The sequence below is a fragment of the Phyllobacterium sp. genome (assembly GCF_037994425.1).
Lineage (GTDB): Bacteria > Pseudomonadota > Alphaproteobacteria > Rhizobiales > Rhizobiaceae > Phyllobacterium.
The window spans coordinates 14,968-29,318 of the sequence record NZ_JBBNAM010000154.1 but is presented as its reverse complement, the minus strand read 5'-3'; the positions used below and the strand labels follow the sequence as shown (position 1 = coordinate 29,318).

12 protein-coding genes and 1 riboswitch are annotated in these 14,351 nt (G+C 58.8%); of the genes, 8 read left to right on the top strand and 4 right to left on the bottom strand.

The window, feature by feature from the left end:
* Window positions 1-72 precede the first annotated feature (72 nt).
* The 7 genes from AAAB35_RS11050 (at window position 73) to AAAB35_RS11020 (ending at window position 9,575) form a co-directional block, all read left to right on the top strand.
* Window positions 73-1,905: an extracellular solute-binding protein gene (locus AAAB35_RS11050; RefSeq protein WP_340668351.1), complete on the top strand. Its 1,833-nt coding sequence runs from the start codon at window positions 73-75 to the stop codon at window positions 1,903-1,905.
* Complete coding sequence (locus AAAB35_RS11045) at window positions 1,902-3,773, top strand: extracellular solute-binding protein (RefSeq protein ID WP_340668327.1); 1,872 nt, start codon at window positions 1,902-1,904, stop codon at window positions 3,771-3,773. Before AAAB35_RS11050 ends, AAAB35_RS11045 begins: the two co-directional genes overlap by 4 nt.
* Window positions 3,774-3,962: 189 nt before the next feature.
* Window positions 3,963-5,066, top strand: a complete 1,104-nt coding sequence (locus tag AAAB35_RS11040; protein WP_340668326.1) for a microcin C ABC transporter permease YejB — start codon at window positions 3,963-3,965, stop codon at window positions 5,064-5,066.
* A complete protein-coding gene (locus tag AAAB35_RS11035; protein ID WP_340668325.1) occupies window positions 5,066-6,205 on the top strand; it encodes an ABC transporter permease in 1,140 nt (379 codons plus the stop codon). The genes AAAB35_RS11040 and AAAB35_RS11035 overlap by 1 nt, the downstream gene beginning before the upstream one ends.
* On the top strand, window positions 6,202-7,830 hold the full coding sequence (locus tag AAAB35_RS11030) for an ABC transporter ATP-binding protein (RefSeq protein ID WP_340668324.1): 1,629 nt from the start codon (window positions 6,202-6,204) through the stop codon (window positions 7,828-7,830). The genes AAAB35_RS11035 and AAAB35_RS11030 overlap by 4 nt, the downstream gene beginning before the upstream one ends.
* The gene (locus AAAB35_RS11025) at window positions 7,827-8,786 is read left to right on the top strand and encodes a glyoxylate/hydroxypyruvate reductase A (protein ID WP_340668322.1); all 960 of its coding nucleotides are present in this window, start codon (window positions 7,827-7,829) and stop codon (window positions 8,784-8,786) included. The genes AAAB35_RS11030 and AAAB35_RS11025 overlap by 4 nt, the downstream gene beginning before the upstream one ends.
* Before the next feature lie 53 nt (window positions 8,787-8,839).
* Window positions 8,840-9,003: riboswitch (FMN riboswitch) on the top strand.
* Between the two features lie 80 nt (window positions 9,004-9,083).
* Entirely contained in the window at window positions 9,084-9,575 is a 492-nt protein-coding gene (locus AAAB35_RS11020; RefSeq protein WP_340668321.1) for a 6,7-dimethyl-8-ribityllumazine synthase, read from the top strand.
* 44 nt (window positions 9,576-9,619) lie between these two features.
* Here the strand turns inward: AAAB35_RS11020 and AAAB35_RS11015 are convergent, their stop codons facing one another.
* The 3 genes from AAAB35_RS11015 to AAAB35_RS11005 form a co-directional block, all read right to left on the bottom strand.
* Window positions 9,620-10,426 carry an NlpC/P60 family protein gene (locus tag AAAB35_RS11015; protein WP_340668350.1) on the bottom strand — a complete coding sequence of 269 codons (807 nt, stop codon included), beginning with the start codon at window positions 10,424-10,426 and terminating at the stop codon, window positions 9,620-9,622.
* A 68-nt stretch (window positions 10,427-10,494) separates the two neighbouring features.
* Window positions 10,495-10,845 (bottom strand): MarR family transcriptional regulator, encoded by a 351-nt coding sequence (locus AAAB35_RS11010; protein ID WP_340668320.1) that lies wholly within the window; start codon window positions 10,843-10,845, stop codon window positions 10,495-10,497.
* A 66-nt stretch (window positions 10,846-10,911) separates the two neighbouring features.
* Window positions 10,912-12,282, bottom strand: coding sequence for a leucyl aminopeptidase family protein (locus AAAB35_RS11005; RefSeq protein WP_340668319.1), 1,371 nt, complete (start codon window positions 12,280-12,282; stop codon window positions 10,912-10,914).
* Between the two features lie 181 nt (window positions 12,283-12,463).
* On the opposite strand from AAAB35_RS11005, the gene AAAB35_RS11000 reads away from it, so the two are divergent.
* Entirely contained in the window at window positions 12,464-13,252 is a 789-nt protein-coding gene (locus tag AAAB35_RS11000; RefSeq protein WP_340668349.1) for a tetratricopeptide repeat protein, read from the top strand.
* Window positions 13,253-13,318: 66 nt separating this feature from the next.
* On the opposite strand, the gene AAAB35_RS10995 is transcribed toward AAAB35_RS11000, so the two are convergent.
* Complete coding sequence (locus AAAB35_RS10995; protein WP_340668318.1) at window positions 13,319-14,344, bottom strand: type II secretion system F family protein; 1,026 nt, start codon at window positions 14,342-14,344, stop codon at window positions 13,319-13,321.
* Between the last annotated feature and the right edge of the window lie 7 nt (window positions 14,345-14,351).

Here is a 14,351-nt window from a genome sequence, read left to right as displayed (position 1 = left end):
GAGAACCCGTGGAGACCTGATTTGCGATTTCGCCCCCTTGTTGCCAGCTTTGCCTTCCTCGCCACCGTCACGATCACAACCTATCAGACTGTCGAGGCCGCAGAACCAGAATGGCGAAAGGCGGCGAGTGTCCTTGGTGAGGCCAAGTACGGCGACGACTTCAAGCACTACGACTATGTCAACCCTGCCGCGCCGAAGGGTGGCACGCTCAATCAGACTGCATACGGTTCGTTCGACAGTCTCAACCCGTTTGTCGTGCAAGGAACACCTGCGGCAGGATTGCCGAGTACGGTCGGCGGCGGGTTGCTCTACGATACGCTGCTCAGCCAGGCGCTTGATCAGCCTGCAACGAACTACGGCCTCATTGCCGAGGCGATCGCCTATCCGGATGATTTTTCCTGGGTCAAGTTTCGTCTGAATCCGGCGGCGAAGTGGCATGACGGCCAGCCTCTCACCGTAGACGATGTCATCTGGTCGTTCGATACGCTGAAAGCGCAAAGTCCGCTCTACAACAAATACTACCATGATGTGACGAAAGCGGAGAAAACCGGCGACCACGAGGTGATGTTCACATTTGCCAGTGGCGGCAATCGCGAATTGCCAAGCATCATGGGTGATTTTCCGATCCTGCCGAAGCATTGGTGGGAAGGGACCGACCCAAGTGGCAAAAAGCGCGATATCAGCAAGCCCACGACTGAAATCCCGGTTGGTTCGTCCGCCTACAAGATCGAGAGCGTCAGCCCCGGTAAGACCGTCGTCTGGAGCCGCGTCGCGGATTATTGGGGCAAGGACCTTCCTACAAACGTTGGTCGCAACAATTTCGACCGTATCCGCTACGAATATTTCCGCGACCAGAATGCCGAATGGGAGGCCTTCAAGAAGGGCGGCTTCGAGGACTACCGCCCTGAGGCCAGCATCGGCAAATGGATGCGCGGTTACGATTTCCCCGCCTTCCAGCGCGGCGATGTGGTCAAAGCCGTGTTCCCCTTGCGGTCATCAGGACGCATGCAGGGATTCCTGATCAACACCCGGCGCGACAAATTCAAGGACCCGCGGGTCCGCCAGGCTCTGACCTCGGCCTATGACTTCGAAAGCATGAGCAAGAACCTGTTCTTCGGCCAATATAAGCGGATCAACAGCTATTTCTCCGGATCGGAACTTGCTTCAAGCGGATTGCCGACGGGCAAGGAGCTTGAAATCCTCGAAACTGTGAAAGGCGACGTGCCGGAACAGGTATTCACCAAGGAGTTCAAGCTGCCGGTCTACGATACGCCGCAATCGCAGCGGGACAATCTGCGTCAGGCCGTCATGCTCTTGCGCGACGCGGGCTACGAGCAGAAAAACGGCAAGCTCGTCAACGCCAAGACGGGCGAGCCTTTCACCATAGAGTTCCTGGCGGACGACCCATCCGATGAGCGCTTCGTCGGGCCTTACATGGCTAGCCTACGCAAGCTTGGCATCGATGCGCAGATACGTGTCGTTGACAACGCCCAGTACACGGCGCGCGTCAACGATTTTGATTTCGACATCACCACGCCGAACGTCGTCCTCGCCCAGAGCCTTTCCCCGGGGAACGAGCAACGTGATTTCTGGGGTTCTGGCGCGGCGGACACGCCCGGCAGCCGCAACTATATGGGCATCAAGAACCCTGCTGTCGACAAGCTTATCGACCGGATCATATTCGCCAAGGATCGCGACGAACTCGTTGCCGCAACCCATGCGCTCGATCGGGTGCTGCTCTGGAACTACTATGCCGTCCCGCAATGGTATGACGATCGGATCAAGATCGCCTATTGGAACAAGTTCGGCATGCCAGAGAAGCAGCCGGATTATGCCGGTATCGACCCGTTTTCCTGGTGGATCGACACTACCAAGGAGCAGGCATTGAAAGCACGCGCCGAATGACGCAACTCAATCGGCGCGATCTCCTCAAGATTTCGAGCGCGACATTCCTGACGGCCCTCACGCCTCGTTTCGCCTTGGCTGACACGGCGACGGGTGTGCCGCTGCACGGGCTTTCCGCTTTTGGTGAATTGAAGTACGCCAAGGATTTCAAGAATTTTGACTATGCCAATCCCGATGCGCCGAAAGGCGGAACCTTTGCCTTTTCACCCCCGAACTGGCTCTACAATCAGTCTCCGCAAACCTTCAATACGCTGAACACCTATTCGGCCAAGGGCGACGCACCGCCGCGCATGGAAATCTGCTACGACACGCTGATGGAGTCGGCGCTCGATGAGCCGGACTCCATCTACGGGCTTGTTGCAGAAAGCGTAACAGCGGCCGCCGACCGCAACACTTTCATTTTCAATCTGCGCCATGAGGCGCGTTTTCATGACGGATCGCCGCTTACGGCCCACGACGTCGTCTTCAGCCTCCAGTCGATCAAGGAGAAGGGTCACCCCGAGCTTCTCCTCCTGTTGACCCAAATGAAGGAGGTCGTCGCCGAGAACGACCATACGCTCCGAATAACCTTTACCGGACAGCATTCCGATCGGGCGATCCTCGACATTGCCAGCGCCATGCCAATCTTGTCGAAGGCGTGGTTTAGCGACCGTGAATTCGATGCATCGACGCTTGAGGCGCCGCTCGGCTCTGGCCCCTATCGCGTCGGCAGGATGGCTCCCGGCAAAGGCATCGAATACGAGCGCGTCGAGGACTATTGGGCGAAAAACCTGCCCGTCCAGCGCGGCCTCAATCATTTCGATACGATCAAGATCGAACTCTACCGAGACCGGCAGCCCGAATTCGAAGCCTTCAAGAAAGGCGACATATTCTGGCGCATGGAACACACGGCCAAGACCTGGATCACCGAGTATGATTTTCCGGCGATCGAGCAGAAGCGCGTGATCAAGCGAGAGTTTCCTGACGAGAAGCGACCGCAGCTTCAGGCCTGGGCGGTCAACCAGCGGCGCGAGCATTTTCGCGACCCCAAGGTGCGCGAAGCCATCGCGCTGTGCTTCGACTTCACGTGGACCCGGAAGAACCTCTTTTATGGCATGTACGAGCAGTCGCAGTCGCTTTTCGAAATGTCGGACTTTCGCGCCAGTGGCAAACCCTCGCCGCAGGAGCTTGCCATTATGGAGCCCCTGCGTGATCGCCTGCCGGAGGGAATTTTTGGCGAGGCGGTGATCCAGGCGACGTCCGATGGTTCCGGGCGAGACCGCAAGAACCTGCGTCGCGCCGTGGAGCTGCTGCAGGCGGCGGGATTCAAGCGCGACAATAACCGTTTCGTCGACAGTGCCGGTAAGTCGCTCGACCTTGAAATGCTGATCCAGGCGGAGGTCTTTACCCGCGCGTACTCGCCCTTCATCAATAATCTCCAGGCGATTGGCGTCAATGCATCCTTGCGCCTCGTTGACCCAGCACAATACCAGCTTCGGGTCCAGGATTTCGATTTCGATATCATAGGGGTGGCGGTGATGCTGAGCGCAACGCCAACGCGGGAATCGCTCGAGGCGATGTTCGGCTCGCGCTCCGCCTCGGCGCCGGGTTCCTACAATCTTCCCGGTATTGCCGATCCCGTCATCGACGCGCTGATCCAAAAAGTCAGCGAAGCGCATTCCCGCGACGATTTGGTTACAGTCATGCGTGTTCTTGATCGACTCTTGCGTATAAGACGCGACTGGATTCCAAATTGGTATTCAGCGAATCACCTCGTCGCCTATTGGGACATATTCGGCTTCAAGGAGCCCAAGCCCGATTACGGCTTCCCGGTTGAGACGCTGTGGTGGTTCGACGAAGCAAAGGCAAAGGCTATTGGCAAGGGTTAATTCAAGCTGCATGCGGGGACATAATGCCCCTCCCGGCTGCTTCGCAGCCACCCTCTCCACAAGGGCGAGGGAAAGCAACGTGTCCTTCATCGCCGGTCACCATAGTTCAATCACAGTCGCTATTGCGGTTTCCAACCTTTCCCTTGTGGGGAGGGTGGCTGCGAAGCGGCCGGGAGGGGTTCCCTTCTAATGGCTGCCTATATCCTTCGCCGACTCCTATTGATGGTCCCCACCCTCTTCGGCGTCCTGCTTGTCTGCTTCGTGATCGTGCAATTCGTGCCCGGCGGCCCCGTCCAGCGCATTATCGGCCAACTCACACGCCAGGGCGGCAATGCCATGGACCGTATTGGTGGTGGTGGCACGGATTTCGGTCAATCCCAGGAACAACTGGGGCTCGGCGAGGGAAATTCGAAGTACCGAGGCGCGCAAGGGCTCGACCCGGCATTCATTGCCAGCCTTGAGAAACAGTTCGGCCTCGACAAGCCGCCGCTGGAGCGGTTCGGACTGTTAGTGTGGAACTATGTGCGCTTCGACTTCGGCAAGAGCTATTTTCGCGATATCAGCGTGGTCAACCTGATCAAGGAGAAACTGCCCGTTTCGATATCGCTCGGCCTGTGGATGACGCTCCTATCCTATATGATCTCAATTCCGCTGGGGATCCGGAAGGCCATCAAGGACGGCTCTACATTCGACATATGGACAAGCGGTGTCATCATCGTTGGCTACGCGATACCGGGTTTTTTGTTCGGCATCATGCTCATCGTCTTCTTTGCCGGCGGGTCATTCTTCGACTGGTTTCCGCTGCGCGGCCTCACCTCTAACAATTTCGCGCAGCTTTCGCTCGGTGGCAAAATCCTCGACTATGCATGGCACCTTGTGCTGCCGCTCGCTGCCATGCTGCTGTCGGCATTTGCAACAACGACACTGCTGACCAAGAACTCGTTCCTCGATGAAATCCGCAAGCAATATGTGACGACCGCACGCGCCAAGGGATTGAGCGAGCGGCGGATCCTATATGGCCATGTTTTCCGCAACGCGATGCTCATTGTCATATCCGGGTTCCCGAGCGCCTTCATCTCGATCTTCTTCACGGGTCAGTTGCTCATCGAAGCTATCTTCTCGCTCGATGGCCTCGGCCTCCTCGGCTACGAATCGATCATCAACCGCGACTATCCGGTTGTGATCGCGACGGTCTATATCTTCGCCCTTGTCGGCGTGGTCGTGAGCCTGCTCTCCGATCTTCTCTACACATGGATCGATCCGCGCATCGATTTCGAGCGGAGGGATGTCTGATGACCGATGTTGTCGGCACCACGCCCGCATTACCCGTCAAACGCCCACGCCTCTCGCCGCTCAATGCGCGTCGCTGGCAGAACTTCAAGTCGAACCGGCGCGGCTGGTGGGCTTTATGGATCTTCCTGTTCCTGTTCGTCGCTTCGCTCTTTGCCGAGTTCATCGCCAACGACAAGCCGATCATGGTATCCTACAAGGGCGAGATCCTATTTCCGGTCCTTGTCGATTATCCGGAAGAGAAATTCGGTGGCTTCTACGCAGTGACCGACTACCGCGATCCCGTCATACAGGACGAGATCAACGCCAATGGCTGGGCGATCTGGCCGCCGGTCCGCTACTCCTACCGGACTGTCAACAACGAGCTACCCGATACGGCGCCTTCGAAGCCGTTCTGGCTTTTTACGCCGGAGGAACGTTGCGCGCGCTATCCGCAAGGCGTCAGCGATCCGAATTGCATCTTCGGTAACATGAACATTCTCGGCACCGACGATCAGGCGCGGGACGTCTTTGCGCGGGCACTCTACGGATTTCGCATCTCGGTGCTTTTCGGCCTGATCCTGACTGCCGCCTCCGCGGTAATCGGCGTCACAGCCGGCGCATTGCAGGGTTATTTCGGTGGCTGGCTCGACCTCATCGCGCAGCGTTTCATCGAAATCTGGTCCTCCGTCCCCACGCTCTATCTCCTTCTGATCATGGCGTCGATCCTGCCGCCGGGCTTCTGGATCCTGCTTTGCATCATGCTGCTGTTCTCGTGGGTAAGCTTCGTCGGCATTGTCCGCGCCGAGTTTCTGCGCGCTCGCAACTTCGAATACGTCAACGCGGCCCGTGCGCTCGGCGTGCGCAACCGGACCATCATGTTCCGGCACCTTCTGCCGAACGCCATGGTGACGACGCTGACCTTCCTACCCTTCATTCTCAATGGATCGATCACGACATTGACCTCTCTCGACTTCCTTGGCTTTGGCCTGCCGCCCGGATCCCCCTCGCTCGGAGAACTTCTGGCGCAGGGCAAGAATAATCTGCAGGCGCCGTGGCTCGGGCTGACGGGGTTCATCGTGATATCGCTGATGCTGTCGCTGCTGATCTTCGTGGGCGAGGCAACGCGAGATGCCTTCGATCCCCGCAAGGCATTCAAATGAGCGCACCGCTTCTTTCCGTCCGCGATCTCTCCGTTGCCTTCTCGCAAGGTGGCAAAGACACGCTCGCCGTCGATCATATCTCTTTCGAAATCGATCAGGGCGAAACCGTCGCGCTTGTCGGCGAGTCCGGCTCGGGGAAGTCGGTCACCGCCCTGTCGATCCTGAAATTGCTGCCCTATCCGCCGGCATCGCATCCGTCCGGGCAGATCATTTTCGACGGCAAGGACCTTCTTTCCAGCAGCGAGAACGAATTGCGCCGCGTGCGCGGCAACGACATCACGATGATCTTCCAGGAGCCGATGACTTCGCTCAATCCGCTCCATACGATCGAGGACCAGATCAGCGAAATCCTCAAGCTGCATCAGGGCATGGCCGAAAAGGCGGCGCGCCAGCGCACCCTTTCTCTGCTAGAGGAAGTGGGCATTCGCGATCCCGAAAAGCGCTTGAACGCCTATCCGCATCAACTGTCGGGCGGTCAGCGCCAGCGCGTCATGATTGCCATGGCGCTCGCCAACAAGCCCAAGCTCCTGATCGCCGACGAACCGACGACGGCCCTCGACGTCACCGTGCAGGCGCAGATCCTGAAGCTGCTGGCTGAGCTCAAGGCAGCGCAGAGCATGTCGATGCTGTTCATCACCCATGACCTTGGAATCGTGCGCAAGATAGCCGACCGCGTGTGTGTCATGACGGGCGGCAAGATCGTCGAAACCGGGCCGACCAGCGAGATATTCAGGAACCCGCAGCATCCTTACACGCGCCACCTTCTCGCTGCGGAGCCCAAGGGCAATCCGCCGGCGGCCAACGCTGCGGCGGCGCCCGTCATGCGCGGCGAACAGGTAAAAGTATGGTTTCCGATCAAGCAGGGATTCCTGCGCAAGACCGTGGACTACGTAAAAGCTGTCGACGGTATCGACGTGACGATTCGCGCCGGCCAGACCCTTGGCGTCGTCGGCGAATCCGGTTCCGGGAAGACGACGCTGGGCCTCGCCCTGTCGCGGATGATTTCTTCGGAAGGCATCATCCGCTTTGGCGAGACGGACATTAACCAATATTCGTTTCGAGAAATGCGACCGCTGCGCCGTGAGTTGCAGATCGTCTTCCAGGATCCCTATGGGTCGTTGTCGCCGCGCATGTCGGTGGCCGACATCATCGCGGAGGGCCTTGAAGTGCACGAGCCAAAGCTCACCGCCGACCAGCGCGACGCCCGGGTCGTGGCCGCCTTGAAAGAAGTGAACCTCGACCCCGAGAACCGATTCCGCTATCCCCACGAGTTTTCGGGTGGCCAGCGGCAGCGTATCGCCATTGCGCGCGCCATGGTCCTCAATCCGCGCTTCGTGATGCTCGACGAGCCGACATCCGCGCTCGACATGAGCGTACAGGCGCAGGTGGTCGACCTTTTGCGCTCATTGCAGCAGAAGCACAATCTGGCCTATCTTTTCATAAGCCATGATCTCAAGGTGGTGAAGGCGCTTGCCAACGAGGTTTTGGTGATGCGCAATGGCAAGGCTGTTGAATACGGGCCGTCGGAGGAGATTTTTGCGCGGCCAAGGACCGAATATACGAAAGCCCTGATGGCGGCGGCCTTCAGGATAGAAACTGCCGAACAGGGAGCGGTTAGTGAATGACTGGCAATGCAAGCGATACGATTCTTCTGGCCGTAACCGGATGGGACCCCGGCGTGTGGCTATCCGAATTTGCCAAGGCGGCGCCGAAACGCAAACTCGTTCTCGACTCCACGACGGACAAGGATAAGATCCGCTATGCGCTCGTATGGAAGCAGCGGCAGGGATCACTTGCCGGTTTGCCGAACCTCGAGGTCATTTTCTCGCTTGGCGCGGGCGTCGACCATATCTTCCATGATCAACAGATACCGGACGTACCGATTGTGCGTATCGTCTCGCCCGATTTGACCATGCGCATGAACGAATATGTGGTCTGGCAAGTGCTGGACCATCACCGACTCGGGCTGCGCTATCGCCAGCAGCAGGGCCAACGCATCTGGCACGAGGACCGGCGCCAGCCCGCGGCGCACGAGGTGAATGTCGGCATTCTGGGTCTTGGTGTGCTTGGCCGCGATGCCGCGGAAAAGCTGCGCATGCTCGGCTTCCGCGTTAGCGGCTGGAGCCGGCGCCTGCAGACCATGGAAGGCATTACCACCTATTACGGTAAGGATGGCCTGAAGGATTTCCTCAAGGATGTCGACATCGTCGTCTGCCTGTTGCCGCTGACGCCGGATACGAAGGGCATCCTCTCCATGACCATGTTCGCGCAGATGAAACAGCACGGGCCGCTCGGTGCGCCAACGCTGATCAATGCAGGGCGTGGCGGACTGCAGAACGAGCCGGATATCCTGGCGGCGCTCGACCGCGGACTGCTTTCGGCAGTGACGCTTGATGTGTTCAACCGCGAGCCCTTGCCAAAGGACAGCCCGCTCTGGACGCACCCTCAGGTGACGATCACCCCTCACGCTGCCGCAAGCTCGAGCCCGCAGGCGCTCGTGCCGGAGATTGTCGCTCAAATCGAGTCTTTCGAACGTGGCGAGCCTCTGAAAAACATCGTCGATCGCGCCGCGCAGTACTAGTCGTAAAAGTCCGGGCTTGACCGCTAAAGCCAATCTACTACGGTGCAACCGTTAAGTGTTCTCAGGGCGGGGTGAAATTCCCCACCGGCGGTAATAATCCGGCGTCGTCAAAGCGCCCGATGCGAGCCCGCGAGCGCCTTCCGGTTAGCCGGAAGGGTCAGCAGATTTCGGTGTAATTCCGAAGCCGACGGTATAGTCCGGATGAAAGAGAACAACTGAAAGGGAAGGTTGCCATAAGGTCGGCCTTCTGCCGTTTTTGGTTGTGCCCTGATTCACGTCCACTCGAAGGAGAAAGACATGGATCAGTTCCAGAATAGTAATCCCCAATTTCCCGCTCCCCGCATCGCCTTCATACAAGCGCGCTGGCATGCGAACATTGTCGATCAATGCCGTGTCGGCTTCGAACAGGAGTTGCGGCGGCAAGGCGTGAAACCGGCTCGCTTCGACGTGTTCGATGCGCCGGGTTCGTTCGATATTCCACTCCTCGCCAAGAAGCTCGCCGAAACCGGCCGTTACGATGCTATTATCTGCGCCGGGCTCGTCGTCGATGGCGGCATCTATCGGCACGATTTCGTCGCCGGATCAGTCGTCGCTGCTCTGCTCACCGCCCAGACGGAAACGGGCGTGCCGATGCTATCGGCGGTCCTGACGCCGCATCAGTTCCAGGAGACCGAACAGCATATCGATTTTTTCGCCCGGCATTTTCTCGTGAAGGGTGAGGAGGCAGCGCGCGCCTGCCTGCATGTCATCGGCACATTACGTCAGGTTGCCGAACTCTCCGCGGCCTGATTCTGTTCAGGCGCAAGGTGCCCGCGGCGCAGGCGGCGGGCACCTTATCCCAGGCGCCGCACCGCGGTCGGCTTGCCATAGAGATAGGCGATGCGCTCGATCGCGTCACGCAAGGGTTCAAGCGTCACGCTCATCGTATGACCGCTGGCATGGAGAAGCGTCGAATGGCTCGCCATAATGGCGGCGTGACCTTTCCAGAAGACGAAATCCCCGCGCTTGAGATTGTGATAATCCGCGTCCGCCTCGATCGGTTCGCCAATCGAAGCGGCTTGCATGTCGGAGTCGCGCAACACACCCTGCCCGGTCATGAGCAAGGCGAGTTGAACGAGCCCAGAGCAATCAATGCCGAATCCCGAGACGCCGCCCCAGAGATAGGGCGTATGCATCAGGGTTTCCGCGACGGCCACATGATCCTCCGCCACCTCATCGATCGGCACAAGATGTTTGGCGATGATCGCTTCGCCGCTCGGCATCATGGCGTAGAGCGTGCCGCGCCTTTCCTCGCCACCGGTAATGGTGACGAGGGACCCCATCGACAGAGCTTTCGTACGGGGGAATTTCAGATCGGATCCGGGGTAGACGAACGTTCGTGGAGCGATGACGATATGGGTCGGATCGGCGGCACGGCGGTCGAGTCCCGTATCCACCACATAGCCAACGTAGCCGTCGCGCTCGTTCTGTACCCAGCACCAACCATTGTCATCCTCGAAGACGAGCACGTCGTCACCAAACAGGAATTGCGTTGTGATCGCAGCGTCCCCACGCGGCTCGGATCGAACGTCAATGACGGGGTCTGCAACGCGCATGGGCCTGCCGGTGACGAAGCGGTGCGCCTCGACAAGTCCACGCATGTTGTCATCGGCAAGATCAGGCCGGTACGCGTTCAGTCGCTTGTCGAGCAGTGCATCTTGGGTAGTAGTCAAAGCGGTAATCCTCTTGCCTTGGCAATGACGAGATCGCCAAGCTTCTCAACATAGAGCGCACCCTTTACCGTTCTCTTGACGAGGACGTTGCGCCTGTCCTTTTCGTCGCGATGCCGATCGACCAGACCATAGCCTCCCATCGTATCGAGAGCTCGGGTGATGACCGGCTTCGTTACACCAAGCTTGGCCGCCATGCCACGTATCGTGTGCGGCGGAGGCTCGAGATAGACCGTCAACAGTACGGCCATTTGCCGGATGGTGAGGTCGTGCGCATCATCGCGCACCTCGGAGATCGCGATTTCCTTCCACAAGGTCAACGCCTGAATGGGCTTCAGTTCGATGAACATCGACGGTATCCGCGATCATTTCGGTTCCGTTCCATTCTAGTGCCTTGTTTGGGCCGCGCAAGCTGTTCATTGCGTGGGGTAGCGTTGCTTCAGAAGATGGTAAAGGCCGCGTATCGCCTGCGCCTCCCCGCCGACTGGAGCATGTGGCTTCTCGACCGGATTCCAGCCAAAAATATCGAAATGCGCCCAGATCTTGGCTTTGCTGACGAATTTCTGCAGGAAGAGCGCGGCGGTGATCGATCCGGCAAAGCCATCGGTGGTCACGTTGTTGGTATCGGCCACGCGCGATGACAATTTGGTCTCATAGGGCTGCCAGAGCGGCATACGCCAGACCGGATCGGCGACGGTCTCCGCAGCCCGTGCAACCTCGGCCGCGAATGCGTCGTCATTGGTGTAGAACGGCGTAAGGTCAGGACCAAGCGCGACGCGCGCCGCGCCCGTCAGCGTCGCCATGTCGATCAGGATCTCCGGCTCCTCGTCATCAGCGAGCGCAAGGGCATCGGCAAGAACGAGACGTCCTTCCGCATCGGTATTACCGATCTCAACCGTCAATCCCTTGCGGCTTGCAAGGATATCGCTTGGACGGAACGCATTGGCCGAGATCGAGTTCTCGACCGCCGGTATGAGGACCCGCAACCGCACCGGGAGCTTGGCATCCATGATGAGGCTTGCAAGGGCCAATACGTTCGCAGCTCCACCCATATCCTTCTTCATCAGCAGCATGCTGCTCGACGGCTTGATATCGAGCCCGCCGGTATCGAAGCAGACCCCCTTGCCCACGAGTGTCACTCGCGGCGCATCCTTCTTGCCCCACTCAAGGTCGATCAGACGCGGCTCCTCGCTTCCCGCCCGGCCGACGGCGTGGATCATCGGGAAGTTCTGCTTCAGAAGGGCATCACCCTTAACCACATTGACCGATGCCTTGTAAGCTTCGCCAACGTTGCGGACCGCCTGTTCAAGCGCGTCCGGTCCCATATCGTTGGTGGGCGTATTGATAAGGTCCCGCGCCAGCGTCACGGCTTTTGCAAGCCGCCTAACGTCCGTCTTGTCCGCGCCTGCGGGCAAGGCAAGCTTCACATCCAACTCGTCCTTCTTGCCATACCTGGTAAATTTGTAACCGCCGAGAAGGAAGCCAAGTGCTGCGAGATCGGGCTCGCCTACCACGTTGGCGAAATGCCAGCTGCCCTTCGGAAGCCCTGTCGCGAGTTTACCGGCAATGAGGGGTGTCTCGTCCTTTCCGGTGCCGAACAAAGCGCCCGCAACCTCACCCTTCTCATCGGGGACGATGAGAAGGCGTGCAGATTGGCCATCAAAGCCGTTTGCCCTGGCCCAGCTCAGCGCACGGTCGTCGAGCCCGGCCTCGTCCAACCCGCCGTTTCGCACCAGCCAGACGGGCCTGCTGCCATCCGGCATTTTGCCTTTGATTTCAATCGGCATCGGGGAGGTTCTCCTTGGTCGTTCTTGTTCTGCACCGCACGTCGTTAACGGTCCGTTAGGGTTAACAGAATATTTCTAATCCTGGGATTGGGTTACACAGCTGATTTGTGTGGGTACGGGGCAAACTATGGTAAGCGCAGGCATTATTCAACGTAATCGCCGCATCGTTTTTTCTGTGGCGATGGCGGGGCTCGTGGCAGGCATATCCGGCTGCACGACGACAGACAAGACTACCACGGGTTCTATCGCTCCCGCCGTCGTGAGTGCAGCGACAACACCCGCCGCCAACGATTTCGACCAGATGAACGAGCAGCAATTGATGCAGGCATCGACCAGCCTCGGTTCGCGCTATCAGGCCAATCCAAAGGACAAGACGGCGGCAATGAAATTTGCGACCGTCCTCAGGATGACCAATCGCAGCGATCAGGCCCTTGCCGTCATGCGTAGCCTTGCAATCGCCTATCCACAAGATCGGGAGGTTCTCGCCGCCTACGGCAAGGCTCTGGCGAGCAGCGGCGAGTTCGAAGCGGCTCTCGATGCGCTGCGGCGTGCTCAGACGCCCGAATATCCGGACTGGAAGCTGCTATCGGCACAGGGCGCCATTCTTGACCAGCTGGGAAAGGCCGACGAGGCACGTGACCTTTACAGGCAGGCCCTCCAGATCAACTCCAACGAAGCGTCGATCCTTTCCAACCTCGGCATGTCCTATGTGCTCTCGGGCGATCTCGCCAGCGCCGAAAACTACATGCGTCAGGCAGTCAAGGCACCCGGCTCCGATAGCCGCGTCCGCCAGAACCTGGCATTGGTCGTCGGGCTTCAGGGCCGTTTCGACGAAGCCGAAACCATCGCCAAGCAAGAGTTGTCGCCGCAACAGGCGCAGGCCAATGTCAAATATCTACGCTCGATGCTGGCACAGCAGAACTCATGGTCCATGTTGAAAGACAAGGACAAGGCAAAGCCCAAGAGCTGAGCGCCGTCGGTCCGACAAAACAAAAAGCCGCCAAACAGGGCGGCTTTTTCGTTGGCTGCGTTTGGCCTATTTCGGTGTCGCGTCACCGAAGATGCCGCCCTGCGCAGCAATCTGAATAAAGGCGGGGCCGAGAATGACGGCGAATAGGACCGGCAGAAGAAACACGATCATCGGCACGGTCAGCTTGGGCGGAAGTGCGGCTGCCTTCTTTTCCGCTTCCATCAGGCGCGCTTCGCGGCTTTCGTCGGATAGGACGCGAAGAGCGCCGCCGATGGACGTGCCGTAGCGCTCCGATTGCGTCAGCGCCTGCACGACTGACTTTACCGGTTCGAGACCTGTACGGTTCGCAAGGTTCTCATAGGCTTGCCGGCGTTCCGGGAGGAATGACAATTCGGCATTCGTCAGTACCAGTTCCTCGGCAAGTTCCGCAGACTGGGCGCCGATTTCCTCGGAAACCTTCTTGAATGCCGCCTCGATAGACATGCCGGATTCCACGCAGATCAGCATCAGGTCGAGCGCATCCGGCCAGGCAATCTTGATTGACTGCTGACGCTTCGAGCCGCAGTTTCTCACATAAACGTTGGGCAGGTAGAACCCCACATAGGCGCCGGCAAAGCAGGCGGCCATCCGGATCATGGTTGGCTTGTCGGCAAGGCCGCCCATGCCAAAGATCCAGAATGCCGTCATTCCGAGTGTCACGAATGGCAGGCCAAAGCGGGCCGCAAGAAAGATATTCAGGGCGTTCTGGCCACGAAAGCCGGCGATCCGCAGCGAGTTGACCGTGTTGTCGTCCGCAAGGGCGCGCTGGAGATCAAGCCGCTCGACGAGTTGCCTAACGCCCTGCCGCTCCGTCATGCGCAATGAACCAGATCCATTCTTGCGCCGCGCTTCGGCATCCGCCGCAAGCCGGGCGCGCTCACGCGACCTGATCTGGTCGCGCTCCAGCGCAACGGATTTCATTCGCGTTTTCAGGTCGGAACCCGAAAACATGGGCATCAAAAAGGTCATGAGTGTCGCAAAGATTGAGACGCCGACAAGCACCGCAAAGATGAATGTGGGATTGTGCATGGCTTTGGCAATGGTGGTGATCATATTGGAG

Coding starts and splice junctions, on each gene's coding strand:
- AAAB35_RS11045 (WP_340668327.1), top strand. CDS start 1,902: ATGACGCAACTCAATCGGCGCGATCTCCTCAAGATTTCGAGCGCGACA.
- AAAB35_RS11040 (WP_340668326.1), top strand. CDS start 3,963: ATGGCTGCCTATATCCTTCGCCGACTCCTATTGATGGTCCCCACCCTC.
- AAAB35_RS11035 (WP_340668325.1), top strand. CDS start 5,066: ATGACCGATGTTGTCGGCACCACGCCCGCATTACCCGTCAAACGCCCA.
- AAAB35_RS11030 (WP_340668324.1), top strand. CDS start 6,202: ATGAGCGCACCGCTTCTTTCCGTCCGCGATCTCTCCGTTGCCTTCTCG.
- AAAB35_RS11025 (WP_340668322.1), top strand. CDS start 7,827: ATGACTGGCAATGCAAGCGATACGATTCTTCTGGCCGTAACCGGATGG.
- AAAB35_RS11020 (WP_340668321.1), top strand. CDS start 9,084: ATGGATCAGTTCCAGAATAGTAATCCCCAATTTCCCGCTCCCCGCATC.
- AAAB35_RS11015 (WP_340668350.1), bottom strand. CDS start 10,426: ATGCGTGGACTTGTCGAGGCGCACCGCTTCGTCACCGGCAGGCCCATG.
- AAAB35_RS11010 (WP_340668320.1), bottom strand. CDS start 10,845: ATGTTCATCGAACTGAAGCCCATTCAGGCGTTGACCTTGTGGAAGGAA.
- AAAB35_RS11005 (WP_340668319.1), bottom strand. CDS start 12,282: ATGCCGATTGAAATCAAAGGCAAAATGCCGGATGGCAGCAGGCCCGTC.
- AAAB35_RS11000 (WP_340668349.1), top strand. CDS start 12,464: ATGGCGGGGCTCGTGGCAGGCATATCCGGCTGCACGACGACAGACAAG.
- AAAB35_RS10995 (WP_340668318.1), bottom strand. CDS start 14,344: ATGATCACCACCATTGCCAAAGCCATGCACAATCCCACATTCATCTTT.